Source organism: Microbulbifer mangrovi (assembly GCF_002009015.1).
Classification (GTDB): Bacteria; Pseudomonadota; Gammaproteobacteria; order Pseudomonadales; family Cellvibrionaceae; genus Microbulbifer; species Microbulbifer mangrovi.
Window position 1 is genome coordinate 1 of the sequence record NZ_LZDE01000277.1, and the last position, 21461, is coordinate 21461.

Annotated in this window: 21 protein-coding genes and 1 tRNA gene; 7 read left to right on the top strand and 15 right to left on the bottom strand. The window is 57.3% G+C overall.

Translation table 11 applies throughout. From position 1 onward, the window contains the following. Window positions 1-40: 40 nt before the first annotated feature. Window positions 41-117 (bottom strand) — tRNA-Pro (locus B4U49_RS06285). 259 nt (window positions 118-376) lie between these two features. On the opposite strand from B4U49_RS06285, the gene folD reads away from it, so the two are divergent. The 3 genes from folD to B4U49_RS06300 are packed head-to-tail and all read left to right on the top strand — an operon-like array spanning window position 377 to window position 2990. Continuing rightward, a complete protein-coding gene (folD, locus tag B4U49_RS06290) occupies window positions 377-1222 on the top strand; it encodes a bifunctional methylenetetrahydrofolate dehydrogenase/methenyltetrahydrofolate cyclohydrolase FolD (RefSeq protein WP_078083725.1) in 846 nt (281 codons plus the stop codon). After that, window positions 1215-1928: a 16S rRNA pseudouridine(516) synthase RsuA gene (gene rsuA / locus B4U49_RS06295; RefSeq protein ID WP_239692494.1), complete on the top strand. Its 714-nt coding sequence runs from the start codon at window positions 1215-1217 to the stop codon at window positions 1926-1928. Before folD ends, rsuA begins: the two co-directional genes overlap by 8 nt. 36 nt (window positions 1929-1964) lie before the next feature. Further along, window positions 1965-2990: a class I SAM-dependent methyltransferase gene (locus B4U49_RS06300; RefSeq protein ID WP_078083726.1), complete on the top strand. Its 1026-nt coding sequence runs from the start codon at window positions 1965-1967 to the stop codon at window positions 2988-2990. A gap of 52 nt (window positions 2991-3042) precedes the next feature. Here the strand turns inward: B4U49_RS06300 and B4U49_RS06305 are convergent, their stop codons facing one another. The 10 genes from B4U49_RS06305 to B4U49_RS06350 form a co-directional block, all read right to left on the bottom strand. Then, window positions 3043-3498, bottom strand: coding sequence for a hypothetical protein (locus B4U49_RS06305; RefSeq protein ID WP_078083727.1), 456 nt, complete (start codon window positions 3496-3498; stop codon window positions 3043-3045). Between the two features lie 97 nt (window positions 3499-3595). Beyond that, a complete protein-coding gene (locus tag B4U49_RS06310; RefSeq protein ID WP_078083728.1) occupies window positions 3596-4354 on the bottom strand; it encodes a spermidine synthase in 759 nt (252 codons plus the stop codon). A gap of 41 nt (window positions 4355-4395) precedes the next feature. After that, complete coding sequence (locus B4U49_RS06315) at window positions 4396-4866, bottom strand: GAF domain-containing protein (protein WP_078083729.1); 471 nt, start codon at window positions 4864-4866, stop codon at window positions 4396-4398. 92 nt (window positions 4867-4958) lie between these two features. Continuing rightward, window positions 4959-5399, bottom strand: coding sequence for a hypothetical protein (locus B4U49_RS06320; RefSeq protein ID WP_078083730.1), 441 nt, complete (start codon window positions 5397-5399; stop codon window positions 4959-4961). 154 nt (window positions 5400-5553) lie between these two features. Beyond that, a complete protein-coding gene (locus B4U49_RS06325) occupies window positions 5554-9189 on the bottom strand; it encodes an ATP-binding protein (protein ID WP_078083731.1) in 3636 nt (1211 codons plus the stop codon). A 25-nt stretch (window positions 9190-9214) separates the two neighbouring features. Beyond that, the gene (locus tag B4U49_RS06330) at window positions 9215-9955 is read right to left on the bottom strand and encodes a DUF4194 domain-containing protein (RefSeq protein WP_078083732.1); all 741 of its coding nucleotides are present in this window, start codon (window positions 9953-9955) and stop codon (window positions 9215-9217) included. Then, complete coding sequence (locus B4U49_RS06335; RefSeq protein ID WP_078083733.1) at window positions 9948-11375, bottom strand: Wadjet anti-phage system protein JetA family protein; 1428 nt, start codon at window positions 11373-11375, stop codon at window positions 9948-9950. The genes B4U49_RS06330 and B4U49_RS06335 overlap by 8 nt, the downstream gene beginning before the upstream one ends. A gap of 27 nt (window positions 11376-11402) precedes the next feature. Further along, window positions 11403-11591 (bottom strand): DUF3012 domain-containing protein, encoded by a 189-nt coding sequence (locus tag B4U49_RS06340; protein ID WP_078083734.1) that lies wholly within the window; start codon window positions 11589-11591, stop codon window positions 11403-11405. 84 nt (window positions 11592-11675) lie between these two features. Next, complete coding sequence (gene cysS / locus B4U49_RS06345; RefSeq protein WP_078083735.1) at window positions 11676-13049, bottom strand: cysteine--tRNA ligase; 1374 nt, start codon at window positions 13047-13049, stop codon at window positions 11676-11678. Window positions 13050-13055: 6 nt separating this feature from the next. Beyond that, entirely contained in the window at window positions 13056-14729 is a 1674-nt protein-coding gene (locus B4U49_RS06350) for a glutamine--tRNA ligase/YqeY domain fusion protein (RefSeq protein WP_078083736.1), read from the bottom strand. 167 nt (window positions 14730-14896) lie between these two features. Between B4U49_RS06350 and B4U49_RS06355 the strand changes: the two genes are divergently transcribed. Together B4U49_RS06355 and B4U49_RS06360 are read left to right on the top strand one after the other, a co-directional pair. Further along, a complete protein-coding gene (locus B4U49_RS06355) occupies window positions 14897-15406 on the top strand; it encodes a peptidylprolyl isomerase (RefSeq protein WP_078083737.1) in 510 nt (169 codons plus the stop codon). Between the two features lie 45 nt (window positions 15407-15451). Further along, entirely contained in the window at window positions 15452-16198 is a 747-nt protein-coding gene (locus tag B4U49_RS06360) for a UDP-2,3-diacylglucosamine diphosphatase (RefSeq protein ID WP_078083738.1), read from the top strand. Between the two features lie 147 nt (window positions 16199-16345). On the opposite strand, the gene B4U49_RS06365 is transcribed toward B4U49_RS06360, so the two are convergent. Both B4U49_RS06365 and B4U49_RS06370 read right to left on the bottom strand, forming a co-directional pair. Continuing rightward, window positions 16346-17992 carry a SulP family inorganic anion transporter gene (locus B4U49_RS06365; RefSeq protein ID WP_078083739.1) on the bottom strand — a complete coding sequence of 549 codons (1647 nt, stop codon included), beginning with the start codon at window positions 17990-17992 and terminating at the stop codon, window positions 16346-16348. Between the two features lie 45 nt (window positions 17993-18037). Further along, entirely contained in the window at window positions 18038-18712 is a 675-nt protein-coding gene (locus B4U49_RS06370; protein WP_078083740.1) for a carbonic anhydrase, read from the bottom strand. 125 nt (window positions 18713-18837) lie between these two features. On the opposite strand from B4U49_RS06370, the gene B4U49_RS06375 reads away from it, so the two are divergent. Then, window positions 18838-19788 carry a hydrogen peroxide-inducible genes activator gene (locus tag B4U49_RS06375; RefSeq protein WP_078083741.1) on the top strand — a complete coding sequence of 317 codons (951 nt, stop codon included), beginning with the start codon at window positions 18838-18840 and terminating at the stop codon, window positions 19786-19788. Between the two features lie 17 nt (window positions 19789-19805). On the opposite strand, the gene B4U49_RS06380 is transcribed toward B4U49_RS06375, so the two are convergent. After that, complete coding sequence (locus tag B4U49_RS06380; protein WP_078083742.1) at window positions 19806-20270, bottom strand: DUF3429 domain-containing protein; 465 nt, start codon at window positions 20268-20270, stop codon at window positions 19806-19808. A gap of 106 nt (window positions 20271-20376) precedes the next feature. On the opposite strand from B4U49_RS06380, the gene B4U49_RS06385 reads away from it, so the two are divergent. Then, window positions 20377-20637 (top strand): DUF3081 family protein, encoded by a 261-nt coding sequence (locus B4U49_RS06385; RefSeq protein ID WP_078083743.1) that lies wholly within the window; start codon window positions 20377-20379, stop codon window positions 20635-20637. 17 nt (window positions 20638-20654) lie between these two features. On the opposite strand, the gene B4U49_RS06390 is transcribed toward B4U49_RS06385, so the two are convergent. Beyond that, window positions 20655-21275, bottom strand: coding sequence for a MiaE family protein (locus B4U49_RS06390; RefSeq protein WP_078083744.1), 621 nt, complete (start codon window positions 21273-21275; stop codon window positions 20655-20657). Window positions 21276-21461 lie beyond the last annotated feature (186 nt).

Sequence of the window (21461 nt, forward strand, 5' to 3'; positions counted from 1 at the left end):
TCTATCCAGCTGAGCTACGGGCGCAAGAAAACCCGGCATCTGGTCGGGGCAGAGGGATTCGAACCCCCGACATCCTGCTCCCAAAGCAGGCGCGCTACCAGACTGCGCTATGCCCCGATGTCCCTTCGCGGGGGTAGCCCCCGTTCGAGAGCGCGCATATTACTGCCGCCCCACGGGGGTGTCAACGCCGCTAAGCCATTCTTTTTTAAAGTAGTTTAGCCTTTCACCAACTTTTGAACTCTGAGAGTGACTGGATAGGGAAAATGTTCGCCGGTTGTGCGAAAATGCCGCCCCTAAATTAAGCTTCTAACTCCAACTCCCACGAGCCCCGGCGCACTCCCGCTGCGGTGCTCCCTGTTCAGGTTGAGAAATCACTATGTCTGCACTGGTTCTGGACGGCAAAGCCCTTGCCCAGAAAACCGAAGAAGAACTGTCTGCCCGTGTTGCCTCACTAAAAGAAAAGACCGGCGGCCAGACCCCTATCCTCGCCACCATTCTGGTAGGGGACGATCCCGCCTCAGCAACCTATGTAAAGATGAAAGGCAACGCCTGTCGTCGTATCGGCATGGACTCGCTTCAGGTCGAGCTGCCCTCCTCTACCACTACCGAGGAACTGCTGGCCAAGATCGAAGAGCTCAACGCCAACCCCAACGTACATGGCATCCTGTTGCAGCACCCTGTACCCGAGCAGATCGATGAGCGCGCCTGCTTCGACGCTATCGCCCTGGAGAAGGACGTGGACGGTGTCACCTGTCTCGGCTTTGGCCGCATGGCCATGGGCGAGGAAGCTTACGGCTGCGCCACACCCAAAGGCATCATGCGCCTGCTGGAAGCCTACAATATAGAGCTCGCCGGTAAACACGCCGTAGTGGTGGGCCGCAGCCCGATTCTCGGCAAACCCATGGCCGCGATGCTGCTGAATGCCAACGCAACCGTGACCATCTGCCACTCTCGCACCAAAGAACTGGATGAACACATCCGTCGCGCGGACATCGTGGTGGGCGCCGTCGGTCGTCCGGAATTTATCAAGGCAGAGTGGATCAAGGATGGCGCGGTTGTGGTAGATGCCGGTTATCACCCCGGTGGTGTCGGCGATATCGAACTGGAACCGTTGAAAGAGCGCGCTGCTGCTTATACCCCGGTACCAGGCGGCGTTGGGCCCATGACCATCAACACCCTGATCTATCAGTCCGTTGATTCCGGTGAGAAGAAGATTGGCTGACAGTAAACCCATACGCCTGGACAAGGCCATCAGCCAGGTCACCGACCTGTCCCGGGCAGAGGTAAAGCGGGCGGCCAAGCAGGAGCGAATCACCGTTAATGGTGTCGCGGTAACCGACCCATCCAGCAAGATCTTCGAATCCGACGAGCTCTGCCTGGATGGGGAGCTGCTGAACGAAGCCGGCCCCCGCTACTTTATGCTCAACAAGCCACTCGGCTACGTCTGTGCAACCAAAGATGGCGAGCACCCTACGGTGCTCGACCTGCTGGACGAACCGAACAAACACAAGCTGCATGTCGCCGGCCGCCTGGACATCGACACCACCGGCCTGATCCTGATCACCGATGATGGACAGTGGTCTCACCGGATCACCTCACCGCGTCACCACTGTGCAAAAACCTACTACGCCCACCTGGCTGATCCCATTGAGGACAACGCCATCGACAAGTTCGAAAAAGGTGTTTGGCTTAACAATGAGAAAACCCGCACCAAACCCGCGAAGCTGGAAATCCTCTATCGCAACGAAGTGCGTATCACCATCAGCGAAGGCCGCTACCATCAGGTAAAGCGTATGTTCGCTGCACTGGGTAACCGGGTTCTGGAGCTGCATCGCGAAAGTATCGGGCAGATACACCTGGATGAAGAGCTGACCGAAGGTGACTATCGACTGCTGACACCTGAAGAAATTGCCAACGTCGGCTCATAAATCAGCCCGCAAAAAGTACCGAGCAACCAACGCCCTATGCTGCCCCTGCTTTCCCAATTACTCCGTGACAGCGATCCAGACACACTCTGGATCGCCGACGAAAACAGTAAACCGCTACTGGATGCGGGGCCACTATTCCCAGGTGCTGTGCTCAGCAACCGTTGGGATATTGCGCGGGCGGCAGAAGCACGGGGAATCAAAACTCAATTTTGCGATTTCGAGCTGGCCGCAATCGAACGTCGACACTCCCGCATCATTTATCCGGTTTCCAAAGAAAAAGCGGCAGTCCACTACATCATAAATTGCGCTCCCGGAGCTTTGCGGGAGGGCGGCGAACTACTCCTACTGGGCAGCAAAACCAGCGGCATCAAAACCTATGCTCAGAAAGCGGCCCAGCGCTTCGCCTGTGCCAAGCAATTGCAAAAGCACGGCAGTGATTACCTGAGTAGAACCCAGCTCAGCGGTACACCTCTCGGTCCAGAGCTGGATGACTCTGAATATACCCAATTGCGTCAACTGGACGAACTGGATGGTCTCTACTCCAAACCGGGACTGTTCGGCTGGAACAAAATCGATACCGGCAGCGCACTGCTGGCGAGCCAATTTGACGAACACCTGCCCCCGGGTGAGATCAGGGTGGTGGATCTCGGCTGCGGCTATGGCTATCTCAGTGCCCAGCTCGCCCAAGCCGCCGGAGAAGATTGCCAACCTTATATAGAGGCAACCGATAACAATGCTGCCGCGCTTATCGCCTGCGAAAAAAACTTTCAGGCACAGCATATTGCCGGGCGAGTTGTCGCTGGAGACGCGGGATCAGATTTGGAAAGTAATAGTGCGGATTTACTGGTTTGTAACCCGCCCTTTCACCAAGGGTTTCAGGTTGAAGGCGACCTTACCGATCGCTTTCTCGGACAGGCTGCGCGCATTCTGCGGAAAGGTGGCAGCGCACTGTTTGTAGTGAATGAATTTATCCCGCTGGAAAAGAAAGCTCAGAGCCTATTTCAACAGATAGTCCGCCTAAACAAAGAGAAGGGTTTCTGCGTTTATCACATGACCAGGTGATCCACACTAATAGCGGATACTGCTGTCCCCCAATTTGGATCACTTACACGAGTCAATAATCCCTCAGGTTAAAGAGGTTCAAGGACAGCGTGTGTTCTTCCAGTTGCTCCAGCTCCAGCAACCGCTCCAGGGCATGCTTGGCAGAAGGCGTATCCGCCCCCAACAGCAGGTCCCGGTACTGATCCGCGAGGTACACCTCAATATCCATGGCCACCTTGCCTATGGCATCCGGGTCAGTAATATCCGTGTTCCTCAATCGCTGCAACAGTTCGGGCTCGCGACCTTCCGGCGCGAACTGTACCCACGTGTGCAGAGCACCTTCACTGATATCATTGCGGAAGTTCTCCAATGTATGGGTCATGGACACTTCACGCCGCTTGAGCTGATCCAGCAACAGCCGGGCCCGCTCATTGATCGACAGCAGCTCAAACTCCTCATACTGCCGGCTCAACTTCAGGTGGAACTCCCTCCCCTCCTGGATCACATCTTCCAAGGTCTTGTACCGCATCTATAGGTCCCGGGAAAATAACTGCCTCACCCCAGTATAGACACAGGGATCATTAGTGCGCCAATCACGATTTGACGCCGTATCAGAAACAAAGATATCAACGCAGCCGCGACAGACGGGCATTGAGCCTGCGGGCAGGGTTTGCGGGATTGATCGCGGCAGGCGCGCGCACGCTCAGCAACGCTCGCGGCAACGGCGCTCTACTGAAAATACCGATACAGTTTTCGTAGTCCGGTAACTCCGCACTCCAGGCACCCTGCAGGTGCGGCTTGATACCAGGGCCACGCCATCCGCTGGCACAGAGCTCAGCCCGACTACCGAAATTGCTGACTACCAACCCGTTTGGGGACAGAAGGGTTAAAAGGCTTTCACACCAGGGACGGTCCGCCTCGATCGCGCGCTCTGCGATACCGTCACAGTGGCCAAACAGGTCATCGACAATCAGGTCAAATGCCGCTGACTCTTTGTCCGCAATTGAGTCTGCACAGCGCTCGGCAACGTATTTGCGGGCATCAGTACACACGAGTTCTACCCCGCGCACACCAAAAAACCGACGGGCAACGGAGAGATGGTGGCGATCAATGTCCACGCCCACGATCTGGTCCGGCACGACGAAACGCTGTAACAGACGGATCAGCGCACCACCACCGACTCCCAGCACCAGTACACGCTTTACCTGGTGTTCAGGCATAAAGAATACCGGCAGAAGCAACAACTCCCACAGCGAGCCTTTCAGGGGATCACTTGGATTCCACTGGGAATGGAACACGCCATTGCTGTACAGCCGAACTGTCGCCCCGTGATTGCGCACCTCGTATCGGTTTCCACCGACCTGCTTCTGCCAGACTAGCGCCATCCCTAACCCTACTAATTGCCAAACTCAGTGAGACTTCGACATTACTTACCCGGCAAATCGGAGTGCTTCAGCAGGGTTTTCGCGAATGCTTCCACCCCGGCCAGATCCTGCTCGGTAAAGCGGGCAACAAGCGGGCTGTCGATATCCAATACGCCGATACACTGATCGCCGTTATACAGGGGCACCACAACTTCCGACGCAGACACCGCATCACAGGCGATATGCCCCGGGAACTGATGTACATCCTCCACCAGCTGGGACTGACCGGTCTTGACCGCGGTGCCACATACGCCGGCACCTACAGCGATACGGGTACAGGCCGGTTTGCCCTGAAACGGGCCGAGCCGCAATTCGTCACCGTGCAGCAAGTAAAACCCGGCCCAGTTAATATCTTCCAGCTCCAGAAACAGAAGCGCACTGGCATTTGCCGTATTGGCAAGCCAGTCCCGCTCATCCGTCAGCAAACCGGCAAGCTGGCTACATAGGGATTCGTAAAAAGCCGTTACATTCATGATTGGCCCTGCCTGTTAACAAACTAAAAATCAAAAGCCCGCTGATAAGCGGGCTTTCGTGCAAACTGACCGTCGGTTCGAAGACCGCAGTTTTACTGGTAAGGGTCCGCCACCGGAGCCTCTTGTGCGGATTGCGCCTCGTAGGCTTCCGCATCCACAGAGGGTTTGGACCACTCGCCATCCTCGCCCTGCTCATCACCGCGCCCGCGAATGGCAGGCGCTGCAGAGGTAACATCCCCCGCCACCAAGCCCCGCTGCTGGCTCTGCGCCGGTTTGGGTGCCGGAGCAGCGGGCTCATTGTGGAGCACACGGCTGGCAATACTGTTGAGGTTGGGACGTCGACGCTCGGCAATTTTAACCGCTTCGAGCTCTGCATTCAGCCGATTGATCTCGGCCTGCATATCCCCCAACTTCGCCTGTAGATCGGTAATCTGGGATAGGACCCCTTTTACCTTACGACTTTCCTGCTCATACAGCACCGCAGCGCCACCAAAGGCCACCACAAAGACCAACAAAATCGAAAATTGACGCATTCAAGCCTCCCCTGCTCAAGCGCAAAATACTGAAATTACCCGGCGATACTACCGGATGCCCGGATATCTTCCGCGAACTGGCGCGTAAAACGCAAGTTCAAAAAGTGACCAGACAGGTCTTTCCGGTAGGAAATCAACGCCGAGCAAAGCACTTTTACGCTGTAGGCTCTTCCAGCATATCCAGAAACTCCAGGCTCGCCTGCTGCCGAATTGTGCGGCGGTGATTGGCCCAAAGCTTGGCGATCCTTTCCTGATTACAAACCTTGCGGTCTACATAGACGCGGGTATTCAGCTCGCCCACCGGTTTGGGGCTCGGGCATTTACTGAACACAAACTGATTGGAAATCAGGTCCATAAACGGCCCGGACTTGCTGCTGGGCATAATGAAAAGCAGCTGCAGTCCCAGGGTTTCGGTCAGGTAGCGGATCACCTCGCGAGAGCGGGACTCATCCATCTTCGAAAAGGCTTCATCCACCAGCACCATCTTCAGGTGGCTATTGCCATCGTTGAAACGGAATGCCGAAGTTACCGCGGCAGAGCGGATGATATAGGCCGGCGTTTCCAGCTGCCCGCCGGAGCCCGTGCCATACTGACTGAGAGCAATCGGCTCCTTGCCCTGGGGTTCCTTGTAGATCTCATAGTTGCGGTAATTGCGGTAATCACTGATGCGGTCGAGCTCACGACGTGCCAGCTGCTCGTCTTCGCTCAACAACATATCCAGCAATTTGTCCCGCACCTTCTGGTGTTTGGAATCCAGATCCGCGTCAAACAAACTCTGCTCTTCCCCCAGATTGGGAAGTTCAATCACAGCCTTGAAGAAGTTCCAGTACTCTTTGAACTCCGGCACCCAGCGATAATCGAAACGAAAACGCTCGCGGTCAGCACCGAATCGATGGTGCTCCAACTCCCGGTTCAGATCGTCCAGCACCCGTTTTCCATCGTTGATCGACTGGTAGATCGCGTGGCACAGATGGGTAACAAACGTGGTATTGAAAGATTTCTTCAACCCCTGAAGTTGCTCGTGGCGATCCACCAGCAGATTGTTTTTCAGACGATTGCGCAGAGCGGTGACCTGCCCCACCAGCTGGCATACCAGCTTGAATTGCGCTTCGCTGTGCCCGCCGGCGAAATCCGGATCAAATGACAGGGTTTCGCCAGTGCTACAACTGCTGTTGTAATCCATTACCGCTTTCAGCAGCTGGTGACTGTATTTCTGTAGCAGTCCACGCCATTCGACGACATCTTGGGAAAAATCGAATCCGTCATCCGCCTGCGCAGCCTGGTCGTCGGCGCGCTGCAAAACGGACTCCACGTCGAAGTCCGGCGTGATCTGCCCGATACGCTGTACCGCGGCTTCACAGTCAGTGAGAGCATCGTCCAGCTGGTCGAGCTGCGCAGAGAGCGCATTGAGCTGCTTGCCAATGTTATCGAGGTTAGTTTCCAGTTTTCCCGCCAGCTTCTGCAAGCCCGCGCCCTGCTGGCGTTCAGCTTCCAGCTTTTCGTGCAACTCATTGGCCTGCCGCTCAAGCTCCAGGCCGTCATCGAGATCCAGGTTGGACAGCGCCTGCTCAGCGGTGCGCCCCTGACGCTGGGCGTCCAGCGCGGCATCCACGGCGTCGAGCAGCTTCAGCGGCGACAAACTGCGCACGGCCTGGGCGAGATTGCGCAGTTGCTGCTGCTGTTCGTGCATCTGCCCGGCTTCTTTCAGCAGTTGCTGCAGCGCCCTTTCCTGAGCCGCCAGTGCACGTGCACGCGCGCCCTGGCCAAACACCAGGTCACTGTCATCAATGTCGCAACGCCACATACTATAGTTGCCGCTGGCAAGCCCCTCCGGGGTCAGCCCCCGACGGGTGCTACGCAGCTCTTGCGCATCGCGCACCTGCAGCACTGTGCCGTAAGAGGCACGCAGGTAATATTCCGCGGTTTTATGGCTGAAACTCATCAAATCGATGATGGATTTCTGCGGCGACTCCATGCGCTCCGCATCGCGCCGCGCCTTGTCACCCTGGATCACCCGCGCACGATTGCTGCGACCGGGCATGGCACGCACGATGGCGATGGCTTCCGCCTCATGATCCGGATCGACAAGGATCGAAAAACGCGCACCACCGAGATAGCCCTCAACGGCCATCTGCCAGCGCTCATCCAGCACTTCGACAAAGTCACATAGTACCTGCGGCTCAGCCTGGGGGCACTGCTCGCGAATAGCTGCCAGCGCCTGATCCACATATTGCGGATAACGCACCCGGTTAGACTGCAGGTGGTGAATGCGGGATTCCTGGGCGTGCAGCTGCTTCTGCAGTTGCTGCACCTTGAGTTCACCACGGGAAACCAGGTCGTTCACCTGGTCGCGCAGTGTTACCGCGCCCGGCTCGGACTCGATCATCTGCCGGACCAGCCTGCTCTGCGCGGCCTCCGCAGTTGCCACCTGCTCTCGCAGGGATTCCTGAGCGCTCAGATCAATCCAGTCCTTGCCCAGAAGCCCATCCAACTGCGGCAATGGTTCTCCGCGCCCCACCGCTTTGAGCGATTTCACCAGCCCCCCATCACTGAAGGCGGGAATTTCGAGGGAAACCGAGGTGCTGCTCAGCAGTGCGAGCAACTCAGCGGTGGCTGCCTGGTTGGATGCAAAAAGTTGCTGCTGCGCAGCCAGTGGCCCGGCTAGCGAAGATAGCGTGCGATTGGCCTCGGTGATTTTCCGGTCCAGCTCGTCTTTGCTGCGCAGGGCCGCAACGCCCTGACGCTGGGCCTGAATCGCTACCAGCTGCTCACTCAGATGACGGGTACGCCCCTCAGACTGGAGGATTTCCTGAGCGGTGCGCTCCAGTTCCGCCTGCGTCTCCTTCTGACGATTTTTGCCTTCCAGATAGGTTTTCTGCACGCGCAACTGCTGGTGCTTGGCCTGCAGGTATTCCTGCACCTGTAGCCGCAACCACTGCTCGGAATACTGGTTCGCCGAGTCGGAAATGCGCTGTAGGGCGTCGACCCGTTCGACGATCTCCCGCGCCTCCAACTCCATCCCGTGGATGGTTTTCATCAGTTCGGAAACCGAACGGATGGCATCGCCCAGATCGCGCTTTTCCAGCACTTCCTGAGCGACAAAGTCATTGATACTTTTTACCGGCTTGTATGCCATAAAATTGGCGAAAGTACGCGCGGCATGAGTCGCTTCGCGGTCCGGCACCGCGTCTCTACGGCCCCGCAGCGCACCGTAAAGACGGCGTAGATAGGCTTTCTTTTTATCGTACTGCTCGACGTGGGCAAACTGCTTGTTCACCACGCTATAAAATTTGTCCAAAGCCAGCAGATGCTTGCCGTCCTTGTACTCCTTGATGAAGTCGCTCATGGACAGCTGTTCGCCGGGAATGACGAAGAACTTCAGGGAATCCTGGCGGGCCTGAGCCGGCTTGGTACTGGAATCGAGATGGGCACGAATTCCCATGATGGCGGTAAACGGCTCGCCATCTTCGCCGTCGGTGGGATAAAAGTTACCCACGATATAGCAGTCGGTGGGTTGCAGACGGGCGTAACTGCCGTCATCACAACCGAGCACATAGGAGGCGAGCGTACGCACCTGCTTTCCACCGCGGCCGCGCTGGGTGGTTTCATCCTGTCCCGGGTTAAAGGTGAACAGGGTGTCGTGCGCCGCTGTCATCAGGGTCTGGATGGCATCCGCCGCCGTGGTTTTACCGGAGCCATTGCCGCCGGAAAACAGGTTAATCGGCCCGAATTCATATTCCAGCTGGGGAATATTGCCCCAGTTGATCAGAATGAGTTTTTTCAGAAACATACGTTTCGAATGCTCGGTATGAAATTTATTCTTGAGGTTCGGCGAACAGACTGTGCTCTTCGCTGGCCGGGGTAATCCGTTCGATGTCCTTTTCGACAGTGGCAGGCTCTTCGGCCTGCGCCGGTGCAGGAATGCCAGACTCCGGTGCATCCAGCAACTGCTGCAATGCGGATTCGCTGACAAACTGGGCAATGGTCGGACGCACCCGCATCAGTGTATCCGCGGCCGCGTCACTATCGTCCCCATTGAACTGGATCAGACGCAGCTGCCGGAGTTTTTTCAGCAGCTGCTTACGCTCGGCCAGCTTATCCGGCAGAGACATCTTCAGCAGATTGCGCAGCCCCAACTCCAGTGCTTCCAGGGTAAGCGCCACACAGCCATGGTCATCCACCTGCCCTTCGCGCAGGGATTTGTCGTACTCCACGCGCAGCACCAGGATCGCGGCCACTTCCTGCTGAGACAGGCGTGCGCGGAAGCCGCCGTGATGGGGCTCTTCCTGATCCGGCATACCGGGCACTTCTGAGCCCGGCGGATAAACGCGGATAAACTGAAAACGGCTGTCGTGCTGCAGGCGCAGGCCAAGGGGAGAAATCCACTCGCGGATCACCTGCTCGCAGCGCTGAAAACGGTCATACAGCACCGTTTCGATATTGCTTTCATCTCGACAGATAACGCCGTAGTCCAGCAAGCGTACCAGCAGCTCGGAGAACTCACTGCGGGTAAGCCGGCACTGGGCCAGCGCTTCGTCCAGGGCCTGTTCAATCACGATTTTTGATCTCGAGGGTGTATTCGTCGAATTGCTGGAAGTAATCGTTACTGGCGACTTCGCCGGTAAACGTCACCTCCACGAAAGGACCGCTGCCATCCTGTGAGACCGCAGCAGCTTCCAGGGCATGACTCATGGCCAGCAGGTCTCGGGCGCCCGCTAGCGGCAGGTCCCGGCTATTGACTCGCTGCCCACTGCCCAGGGCACTGGAGAGATAGTTGCGCAGGTCGCTGCTATTGAAATTGAATGCCTGATCTAGCAGCTGTTGCAACAGGATGTCGCGCTGACTGTCGTCGGTCATGAGCGCGTCGTCTTCCACCAGCGTGTTCACCGGCTGACGGCGGCTCCTCTGCCACAACTGTGCCTGCTTCGGGTCGAACAGGCGCAATTGGAATGCAGCCAGCTCATCACCGAGTTGTGACAGCAACCTATCGCGGTTCCCCGCCTTGCCCAGATCCTGACACAGATCGGTAAACGCACCCTCGGTGGTGCTCTGCAGATAGCTGAGCTGGCGGATGATAATTTCTGCGCGCTTGGTAAACCCTTGCAGGGCCTGGCGCAATGCCGGCAATTTGACTTCGCAAGCGCGACGCATGCGGTCTTCGATGGTATCCAGCATCAACCAGAGCACGGATTGCCCGTCGGCATGCAGTTCCGGCAGCTGCTGACGCAGGCGGCGCTCCCACTCTGCTTTTTTCTCGTTGTCCTTGCGGCGGATCTGGCCGATTACGCGGCCGATACTATCGCGGTGCTTCTCCACGCTGTCCGCAGAAAGTCGAATAGCAATATCCGGCTGGAAACGGCTCTCCATAAAAGAGAAGAACTCGTCGGTAGCCTGCTGCACCAGAATCTGGGCCTCCACCTCGCGCACCAGCTCCCGCTTGCGCTCCTCGAGCTCCGCGATCATATCGGTGAAGTCGGCAACGATCCGCTCGGAGTATTCCCAAGCGTCAATCAGGTCGTAGACCTCACCGCGGCTGGCGAATGCTTCCAGGGAGTTGAGCGTATTGCGGGTGTTGCGGTGACGGGTGCGCACGCGGGTGCTGTTCAGCTCTACCATGGGCTGAGTGAACAGGCGCCCGCGGCGACTGAATGGATAGGAAACCGTGAGCGTGGCGCTGTCCACCAGCTTTTCCAGCCAGCCGAACTCGACCAGGCTGTTCAGCACCCACACTGACTGCTCACGCAGATTGCGAAAACGGCCTTCCGGCTCCGAGCTGCCGTCGCTATCAAGCTGCGGTGCACGGGTAAGTGCCTCGGAAAAGGTTTCCAGTATCTGCTCGCGGGTGAGCGACTCTCCGTAATCCGCCTTGGCGGTATACAGGCGCTCGTACAACAGACGCAGGCACTCCACTACCTGCTCACGGTATTTACCGGTTAGCGGGCGAAAGAAGTGCTGGTGAGAATCTGCAAAGAACAACGCGCAGGCTTCCGTGGAATCAGGTGATTACTGGTCTTCTGGCTTTTGATTCAGCACGCAGAACTTGGTGTAGTCACCGGCGTCGTTAAAGCTCCACTCGCCCTTGGGGGTCTCATCCATTTTTTTACACCAGGCTTCGGAACCGCGCTTGGGTTCACAAGCGGTCAGCAGGAAAGCTGCTGAGAAAATGGCAGCGATGGTCAGGGTGTTTTTCATGGTCGTTTTCTCGTTTTTTGTTCTGCTTTTGCAGGAACCCGCTTTGCAGGCTCCTGCTGAGGTAATACTGAGTAATCTCGGGGATTATTCCCTGCGCCACTTGGTGCCTTCGCGGCTGTCTTCCAGTACGACGCCCTTGGCCTTGAGTTCCTCACGAATTTCGTCGGCGCGGGCAAAATTTTTGTCCTTTTTGCTCTGCTGACGTTCGGCGATCAGAGCCTCGATGTCGGCCTCACTGATCTCGTCACCGCCGCGCGACTGCTTGAACCAGGCCTCCGCATCCAGCTGCAGGATACCCAGTAGTTCGCCGGCGGCCAGCAACTTGCCCTTGAGCTCGGGCTTGTCTGCATCGTCCGCCTTGTTCAGCTCGCGGGCCAGCTGGTGCAGCTCACTGATCGCAATCGGCGTGTTCAGGTCGTCGTACAGCGCCGCCATAAACGCGGAATCGCTCAGGTCCGCGGGTGCCGCCTCGACATTCTGGGTTTCACGCAGTGCACCATAAAGACCGTCCAGAGTACGCCAGGCCTGGTCGAGCAGGTCGGCGCTGAAGTTCAACTCGGAACGATAGTGTGCGGACAACAGCGCGAAACGCAGTACTTCGCCGGGATACTGCTGCAGCAGATCATTGACCATACGGAAGTTGCCCAGGGACTTGGACATCTTCTCGCCATCAATATTCACGTAGCCGTTGTGCATCCAGTAGCGCACAAAGTCGACGCCGTTGGCGCAGCAGCTCTGGGCGCGTTCATTTTCGTGATGCGGGAAGGTCAGGTCGCGACCACCGCCGTGGATGTCAATGGTATCCCCGAGGTGCTTCTTGATCATCGCGGAGCACTCCAGGTGCCAGCCCGGACGACCGCGGCCCCAGGGGCTATCCCAACCTGGCTCATCGCCGGACGACGGCTTCCACAGGACAAAGTCACCCGCATATTTCTTGTACGGTGCCACTTCGACGCGGGCACCGGCGAGCATATCGTCCAGGGAGCGCTTGGAGAGTTTGCCGTAGTCGTCCATGGACTGAACCGCAAACAGCACATGCCCTTCCGCAGCATAGGCGTGCCCCTTCTCTACCAGGCTTTCGATCATCGCGATCATTTCCGGCAGGTGCTCGGTGGCGTAAGGCGTGACGTCGGGCTGCAGGGTATTCAGGGCGTGCATATCTTCGAAGTAAGCCTGAGCGTAACGCGCGCTTAATTCGCCGATCTCTTCGCCATTTTCCCGCGCGGTGTTCATGATCTTATCGTCGATATCGGTGATGTTGCGTGCATATACAACATCGTCGTACTGGGTTTTCAGAACCCGGTACAGGGTATCGAACACCACTGCCGGGCGCGCATTGCCGATATGCACCCGGTTGTAGACTGTCGGGCCGCATACGTACATACGTACGCGGTTTTCCTGCAGCGGAGTGAAAACTTCTTTCTTTCCGGAGAACGTATTGTGGAGTTGTAAAGCCATTACTACTTACTTGTTCTGTTCTTTGGCCCAGGAATCCCGCAGACCTATGGTTCGGTTGAAGACCGGCTTGTCGTCGCTACCGTACTTGCTGTCGCGACAGAAGTAACCATTGCGCTCGAACTGGTAACCGGCCTCTGGCTCAGCTTTCGCCAGGCCGATCTCGGCCTTACAGCCGGAGAGCACTTTGAGGTTGTCCGGGTTCACGGATTCCAGGAAGTTCTTGTCGCCGACATCCGGGGATTCGTCGTTAAACAGGCGATCGTAGAGGCGCACCTCACAGTCCACGTTATTTTCCGCAGATACCCAGTGAATGACCCCTTTCGGCTTGACGCCGTCTGCCGGATCCTTGCCCAGGGTATCCAGGTCAACGGAACAGAGCACCTCGACGATTTCGCCGGCGTCGTTCTTCACCACCTCTTCCGCCTGGATCACGTACGCGTTGCGCAGGCGCACCTTCTTGCCGAGCACCAGGCGCTTGTATTTCTTGTTGGCCTCTTCGCGGAAGTCTTCCTGCTCAATGTACACAGTGCGCGTGAACGGCAACTCGCGGGCCGGCAGGTCGTCGCGCACCGGGTGGCCGGGCGCGCTCAGCATTTCTTGCTGGCCTTCCGGATAATTGGTGAGCGTCACCTTGAGCGGCTCCATCACACACATGGCTCGCGGCGCTTTCTTGTCCAGGTCGTCGCGAATCGCATACTCGAGCATGCCCACATCCACAGTGGAGTCGGAGCGGGTTACGCCGATCATTTCACAGAATTGGCGGATCGCCGCCGGCGTGACGCCGCGGCGACGCAGCCCGGAGATGGTCGGCATACGCGGGTCGTCCCAGCCGTCAACAAAACCTTCGTCGACCAGCTGCTTCAGTTTGCGCTTGGACACCACGGTGTAATTCAGGTGCAGGCGGGCAAACTCGTACTGGCGCGGGCGCGCCGGAACTGGCAGGTTCTCGATAAACCAGTCGTAAAGCGGTTTGTGGTCTTCAAACTCCAGGGTACAGATGGAGTGGCTGATACCTTCGAGGGCATCGGACTGACCGTGCGCAAAGTCATAGCTCGGGTACACACACCACTTGTCACCGGTCTGGTGGTGCGCCATTTTCTTGATGCGGTAGATGATCGGGTCGCGCAGGTTGATATTCGGCGCGGACATATCGATCTTCGCGCGCAGGCTGCAGCTACCTTCATCGAACTCGCCCGCTGTCATGCGCGCGAACAGGTCCAGGTTTTCCTCAACCGAACGGTCGCGAAACGGGCTGTTGGTGCCCGGCTCTTTCAGCGTACCACGGTGCGCCCGCGCCTCATCTGGAGACAGGTCACAGACATAAGCCTTGCCCTCTTTAATGAGATGGATGGCCCACTGATGCAGCTGATCGAAATAGTCCGAGGTGTACTTCACATCGCCGGCCCACTCGAAGCCCAGCCAGGACACGTCGCGCTTGATCGCGCCCACGTATTCCTCTTCCTCTTTCGCCGGATTGGTGTCATCGAAGCGCAGATTACACTGCCCACCAAATTCCTTCGCCAGGCCAAAATTCAGACAGATGGATTTGGCGTGGCCGATATGCAGGTATCCGTTGGGCTCCGGAGGGAAACGGGTAGTCAATTGGCTGACCCGGCCTTCGGCCAGATCTTCGCGAATGATATTCTGTAAAAAGTGAGCGGGCTTGCTCTCGGATGTCATAGCTTTCTCTATTTATACAGCTGTACGATCGAAGCGGCGGATTATAACGCAGATGACTGCCGCCGCATGGGTTTTCCTCGGGTTGTGGCACCCGGCCCCGTTCAGTTTGCGTCGGCCTGTGAACAGAGTATCATGCCGCCCCAAACTGACCCTGGACAGGACATTTTATGATCACTCTGCACACCACCTATGGCGACATCACCATTGAACTGGACTTTGACAAGGCGCCGAAGACTGCCGCGAACTTCCTGCAATACTGCCGCGAAGACTTCTACACTGGCACCATCTTTCACCGGGTGATCAACAACTTCATGATCCAGGGCGGCGGCATGACCCCCAATATGGATCAGAAACCCACCCGCGACACCATCGAAAACGAAGCGGACAACGGCCTGAAAAACGATGCCGGCACCCTCGCGATGGCGCGCACCATGGATCCGCACTCCGCAACTGCGCAATTTTTCATCAACGTCAATGACAACGACTTCCTCAACTTCCGCTCCAAAGACGCCCAGGGTTGGGGCTATTGCGTCTTCGGCAAAGTGACCGAAGGCATGGACGTGGTCAACAAGATCAAGGAAGTGGCAACCGGTAGCAGCGGCTTCCACCAGGACGTTCCCACCGAAACCATCGAAATCAATGGTGTCACCATCTCCGACGCTTACGCTGACAAGTAAGCGCCGCACAGGACACCAACTCAACAGCATCGGGCGGAGCAACCAGTGGCGACATTCCTGATATCAGACCTGCACCTGGACGAATCCCGCCCGGACATCACCCGGGCCTTGTTCGACTTCCTCAAAGGCCCGGCAGCAGGCGCCGAAGCCCTGTACATCCTCGGCGACTTTTTCGAAGTATGGATCGGGGATGATGACGATGCACCGCTGGCGGCCGAGGTCGCGCAGCATCTGCGGGAATACGCCGCCGCTGGCACAAAGGTATTCCTGATGCACGGCAATCGGGACTTCCTGATGGGTGAAGACTTTGCCCACCGCTGCGGCGCGACCCTGTTGCCAGACCCGAGCCTGGTGGAATTGGCCGGTCAGCGAGTCCTCCTGATGCACGGAGACAGCCTGTGCACGCTCGACCAGGAATATATGACCTTCCGCGAACAGGCCCGCAACCCGCAGTGGCAGCAGGCACTACTTGCCAAGCCCCTGCAGGAGCGTCGCCAGATCGCCGCCCAGATTCGGGCAGTCTCCAAGTCCATGAATAGCCGCAAGGCAGAAGACATCATGGACGTCACCCCGGCAGAAGTAGTACGCGTAATGCAGGAACATCAGGTTCGCATCCTGATCCACGGTCACACCCACCGCCCCGACCGTCACGCACTGCAAATAGACGGCGAGCCCGCCGAACGCATTGTGCTGGGAGACTGGGGTGAGCTGGGCTGGTGCATCCGTGCAGACGATACTCCCGCAAGCGACAACCAGGCTCTTAGCCTGATCCACTGGCCGACGTCGAACTAACCCACCCTCGCCAAGATTGCGCCAGGGACAGGGGCCGCCACCACCAGTAGCACTCGCTACAACAAAAAACCCCGAACCACCGCCCGGCAAATACCGGGAGATGATTCGGGGCTCAGGGCATTCAGCCTGATTAGAAGACCAGCCGGATCAACTTGCGCCTGCAGGTAGAGCGTCTCCGCCGCCTTCAGATTCAGACTTGCTTGCGTTCAGGGCCGCTTCCGCGGCCAGCAACGCCTCACTCAGGGTCTTAAAGGTGCCCTGGGCAGGAATGCGACCGTTCAATCCTTTTAATACGCCGTGCACTTCGTCGTTCATGCCCGCCAGCAACAACTGCTTGCCGCTACTCTTAGCATCCGCCGCAATTGTTTCAACAGCAAGCGCCGCAGACAGATCCAGGAACGGTACCGAAGAGAAGTCGAGAATCAGCACTCGCGCCCGGCCGCTACTCTGCTCGCGCACATGGTGACCGAGATCCGCCGCGGCGCCGAAGCTCAGCGGACCACTGAATTCGAACAGCGCGATGCTATCGCGATTGCGCTCGAGAATGGCCTTGTCTTCGTCGCTGTCCAGATGCTCCGGCAGATTGCGCAGGTGCTCGATCTGCAGGCTTGCCACCTGCTTCACGTAGGCCAGCGCTGCCAGCACGACACCCACACCCACCGCGGTGATCAGGTCGACAAATACGGTCATTCCCAGTACCAGCACCATCAGCAGAAGATCCCAGCGCGGACCCTGATGCGCACGCTTCAGGTATTTCCAGTCGATGATATCCAGGCCAACTTTCACCAGAATACCCGCCAGGACTGCCTGCGGAATATTTTCCGCCAACGGACCCAGACCGAGAGCTACCGCGAGCAGCACTAGTGAGTGCACCATGCCGGAGATACGGGTCTGCCCCCCAGAGCGAATATTAACCACGGTACGCATGGTTGCACCAGCACCGGCAATACCACCGATAAAACCGGCAGCTGTGTTACCGATACCCTGACCGATCAACTCCTTGTTACTGTGATGGCGGGTGCGGGTCATATTATCCGCGACCAGTGACGTGAGCAGGCTGTCCAGAGAGCCGAGAATAGCGAGAATGATCGCCGCCTCGACCACGAGCATCATGTTGTCGCCGCCAATCACCGGCATATGCAGATCCGGCAACCCGGTCGGGATGCTACCCAGAATCGGCACGTCCAGCATGAAATATGCGAGCACCGTACCGACCACCAGTGCCGCGAGCGGGCTGGGCACAAACTTGCCCCATTTGGCCGGCCACAGATACACCATTACCAGAGTACCAAGGCCGAGCGCCAGGTTAGCCGGGTGCACTGCGGAAAGTGCCTCGGGCACGTTACCCAGTGCGCCGAGCGTGCCGCTCGGAGATGCGTGACCCAACAGAGGATTCAGCTGCAGAATGATGATAATCACACCAATACCGGTCATAAAACCGGAGATCACCGGATACGGCACCAGTCGGATATAGTGACCGACGCCGAGCACACCGAACGCAACCTGCAACAGGCCCGCAAGTATCACCGCGGTAAAGATCAGGGACGCATCACCGGAGAGGCTGGCGAACAGCCCCGCGAGTACCACCACCATGGGCCCGGTCGGACCGGAGATCTGCGGCCCGGTACCGCCGAACAGTGCGGCAAAAAAGCCCACCGCAATTGCGCCGTACATACCCGCCATAGGGCCAAGACCCGAGGCTACACCGAGCGCCAGCGCCAGGGGGAGCGCTACGACACCGGCGGTAATGCCGCCGGTGATATCGCCGCGCAAATTGGATAAATCAAACTTCATTCGCACTCTACCTCTTTTACTTCGATATCTTCCCTGGAATTAAAATCAGCTGCAGCAGGAGCCGCTTGCGGCGGTCTCGGGCAGATCACCGAAGATCGCGCGGTAGCGCTCGTCCATCGGCTTGAAGTCGCGGGATTCTTCGTCGAAGCAAAGCACTTCGCCGCTGCCGATGTTGTATACCCAGCCGTGCAGGGTGACGCGTCCGCTCGCCAGGCCGGTGGCTACAGACGGATGGGTACGCAGGTGCTGCAATTGCTGGATCACATTTTCACAGGTCACTTCATCGAGATTTTGAGTGCTGAGGGTTCCTTTGCGGTCGCGCACAACCTCGGTCGCAGAACGGCAGTGGCTCAGCCACTCCTTTACGTGCGGCAGACTATCCAGTTTCTCCGGCTCGATTGCGCCTTTCATTGCACCGCAGTCGGTGTGACCGCAAACAACAATGTGGGAAACGCCCAGCGCAGCGACCGCAAATTCAATGGACGCGGTCATGCCGCCGGTCTGGCTGCTGTGTGGCGGCACGACGTTGCCGGCATTGCGGCAGATGAATAGTTCGCCCGGCTCGGTCTGGGTAACCAGGTTCGGATCGATGCGGGAATCCGCGCAGGTGATGAACAGAACTTCGGGGCTCTGCCCGTCCGCAAGCTCAGAAAAACGGGCCTTTTTGGCAGGGAAGACTTCCTTCTGAAACTTCGCTACACCAGAAATCACATGATCCATAAGAACTCCTTACAAATGAACAGAACTGGGCAAATACGTTGGAATCCATTATTTTTTGATAGTTCAATAAGTTAAAATACTATTCGTTGATAACCCCTACTTATCACTAAGCGCGTGGAGAAACCGTGCCAACCCAGCCACAAGCCCCGACATTCCGCCAGATCGAGTATTTTGTGACCATCGCGTCACGTTCAAGTTACCGTCGCGCGGCGGAGGATTTGGGCGTCAGCCAGCCAGCCCTGACTACTCAGATCCGCTCACTGGAATCACTGCTCGGGCTGCCATTGTTTGAACGCTCCCGGTCCGGCACCCTGCTCACACCGGAAGGACGAGAGCTGCTCGAACAAGCACGCAAGATGCTGTTGGTTATGCGCGAATTCCGCGAAAATGCCGACACCATTGCCCAGGGATTGCAGACCACATACAAGCTTGGGGTGCCCCCTACCCTGGGTCCTTACCTGCTGCCAAATGTACTGCCAGCCCTGCATGCACGGCACCATCGACTAAAACTGTATGTGCGGGAAGGTCCACCCCGAAACCTGCTACGCGGCCTCAGCGAAGGCACCTATGACATTGCCATTGTGCCGCTCCCCGTCGACCGCGATGACCTCTCGGTCGAGCCGCTGTTTACCGAACCACTCAAATTTGTGGTGCCGGCGGATCACCGCCTGGCCGGAAAGAGCACCATCAGCCCCTCCCTGCTGCGCGGCGAAAAAGTGCTGACACTGGAGGGACAACATCACTTCCACCATCAGGTGCAAGAAATCTGCCAAGGGCTGGGCGCTGATTTGCAGCGGGACTATGAAGGCACCAGTCTCGACACATTGCGACAGATGGTGGTGATGGGGCTCGGTGTCGCCTTCCTACCGGGACTGTATGTGCATTCGGAGATGCACAATCCTGAGGCACTACACGTGAGTGAGTTGAAATCAAAACCCATTCGCCGGCAACACGGACTGGTTTGGCGCGCGAGCGCACCGAGTCGCCGGCTGTATCGGGAATTGGCTGCACAAATTCGGGAAATCGTACAGGAGCGCTTGGGGGATGTAGTGGAAGTCACGCAGGAGACACGCTGACCGGCAAGCGAGACCGGTTAACGCCAGAGTATTGCGATCATCGCCAGATGGCAGGCAACAACCAGATAGCTGACCCTGGTGCGAGTCTTGAAATAACCGGAGAAAAACGACAGATTGGGCTTGAGGCGCGCCTCTGCCCGCTCCACAAAAAGAAACGCAACCATCAGCACGGGAAGGGCTAGCGGCGCCTGATAAAACAATAGTGCCACCCAACCGACAAGCGCAATGATATTGCTGAGAAGCATCAACGGGAGGCGGTGCACATGATCCAGACGGTTCAATGCACCACCCCACCACACACCACACAAAAAACTCAATATCACAGCACTATATGCGGTGAACCAAAGACGACCATCCACGCCCAAGACAGAATACTGAAACGCTGCCATCACGATACCGATGACAAATGGCACTACACCAAGATAGGCAAGCCAGTTAAACAGGCGGGTATCGACCTCGCCACGAGTCTCGTCGGAAACCATGAAGTAATCTATGCTGGATAGCCGAAGTCAGAAGTGCAGGCCTCCCGCAGGTCTACGGCGGCAACACTAAATCTCAAGCTTAGCTCAATCGGAAGCGGGACTGCCCATGGAGTATGAACACAAAATCGACGTCAAGCAGGCGCTGCGGGTATTCGACAAGATTACAAAACTCGGAGAGAAGACCGAAGATGGATGGCGCTACCGCGGTCTCACCGCCAGTACCGACTTCGACGGCTACACCATTTTTCTGCGCTCGCAAAAAGTGGAGCTCACCATTTTCTTCCACAACAAGTTCAGCGTTAGCTGCCGGTTTCCGATGGACCTGGAAGAATTTATTGAAATGATGGACAAAATAGACCGCAGTTAATGCAGGCAAACCCGGGATCAGGCTAACCCGGGCACACCACTGTGAAAGCGGAATTCACCATCCCCTCCTTCAACCAGCTTGCGCTCGACGTCCAACAATGCCGTAACGCGCGGACCGATATCTTCGTCACTCGCGTTCTGTGCCAGCGTCAGATAATCACGAAAATGACGTGCTTCCGACTTTAGCAGTGACAGGTAAAATTTCTGCAATTCCTCATCCAGGTGCGGTGCAATCCGCGCAAACCGCTCACAGGAGCGTGCCTCAATAATCGCCCCGCAGATTAACGTATCAATCAGCCTGCCCGGCTCCGCGCTGCGCACCTCACTGCGCAACCCCGCGGCATAACGCGAAGCCGAAAGATGCGGATAGGCAATGCCACGCTTCTTCATGATTGCGATCACCTGTTCGAAATGACGAAGCTCCTCGCGCGCCAGACGCGACATCTTGTTGAGCAGATCAAAGTTGTCCAGGTAACGGAACATCAGATTGAGAGCCGTACCCGCCGCCTTCTTCTCGCAATTGGCATGGTCTACCAGCATCAATTCGGGCTCCGCCAGAGCGGCATCAATCCAGGCGTCGGGTGTGCGACACAGGAGAAATTCGTGGATGGCAGAGAGGTCTGGTACTTCAATGGACATTGGCGTCTGGCAACTTTCACGGATGAGTCTTATCGGGTAACTACACAGTCACTGCACAGCTACCCACGGGATGCGAATTATACCGCCTCCCCGTCCATTGGCTAACCTTGGCTTAAATTTGCAGCTGGAGGCGCTACGAAGTGGGAAAACCGCGTAATCTGTGATTTGATAACGACTTATTACGTG

What these genes read in the sequence shown, in the direction of transcription:
- folD (WP_078083725.1), top strand. Translation starts at nt 377, where the DNA reads ATGTCTGCACTGGTTCTGGACGGCAAAGCCCTTGCCCAGAAAACCGAA.
- B4U49_RS06300 (WP_078083726.1), top strand. Translation starts at nt 1,965, where the DNA reads ATGCTGCCCCTGCTTTCCCAATTACTCCGTGACAGCGATCCAGACACA.
- B4U49_RS06305 (WP_078083727.1), bottom strand. Translation starts at nt 3,498, where the DNA reads ATGCGGTACAAGACCTTGGAAGATGTGATCCAGGAGGGGAGGGAGTTC.
- B4U49_RS06310 (WP_078083728.1), bottom strand. Translation starts at nt 4,354, where the DNA reads ATGGCGCTAGTCTGGCAGAAGCAGGTCGGTGGAAACCGATACGAGGTG.
- B4U49_RS06315 (WP_078083729.1), bottom strand. Translation starts at nt 4,866, where the DNA reads ATGAATGTAACGGCTTTTTACGAATCCCTATGTAGCCAGCTTGCCGGT.
- B4U49_RS06320 (WP_078083730.1), bottom strand. Translation starts at nt 5,399, where the DNA reads ATGCGTCAATTTTCGATTTTGTTGGTCTTTGTGGTGGCCTTTGGTGGC.
- B4U49_RS06325 (WP_078083731.1), bottom strand. Translation starts at nt 9,189, where the DNA reads ATGTTTCTGAAAAAACTCATTCTGATCAACTGGGGCAATATTCCCCAG.
- B4U49_RS06340 (WP_078083734.1), bottom strand. Translation starts at nt 11,591, where the DNA reads ATGAAAAACACCCTGACCATCGCTGCCATTTTCTCAGCAGCTTTCCTG.
- cysS (WP_078083735.1), bottom strand. Translation starts at nt 13,049, where the DNA reads ATGGCTTTACAACTCCACAATACGTTCTCCGGAAAGAAAGAAGTTTTC.
- B4U49_RS06350 (WP_078083736.1), bottom strand. Translation starts at nt 14,729, where the DNA reads ATGACATCCGAGAGCAAGCCCGCTCACTTTTTACAGAATATCATTCGC.
- B4U49_RS06355 (WP_078083737.1), top strand. Translation starts at nt 14,897, where the DNA reads ATGATCACTCTGCACACCACCTATGGCGACATCACCATTGAACTGGAC.
- B4U49_RS06365 (WP_078083739.1), bottom strand. Translation starts at nt 17,992, where the DNA reads ATGAAGTTTGATTTATCCAATTTGCGCGGCGATATCACCGGCGGCATT.
- B4U49_RS06370 (WP_078083740.1), bottom strand. Translation starts at nt 18,712, where the DNA reads ATGGATCATGTGATTTCTGGTGTAGCGAAGTTTCAGAAGGAAGTCTTC.
- B4U49_RS06380 (WP_078083742.1), bottom strand. Translation starts at nt 20,270, where the DNA reads ATGGTTTCCGACGAGACTCGTGGCGAGGTCGATACCCGCCTGTTTAAC.
- B4U49_RS06385 (WP_078083743.1), top strand. Translation starts at nt 20,377, where the DNA reads ATGGAGTATGAACACAAAATCGACGTCAAGCAGGCGCTGCGGGTATTC.
- B4U49_RS06390 (WP_078083744.1), bottom strand. Translation starts at nt 21,275, where the DNA reads ATGTCCATTGAAGTACCAGACCTCTCTGCCATCCACGAATTTCTCCTG.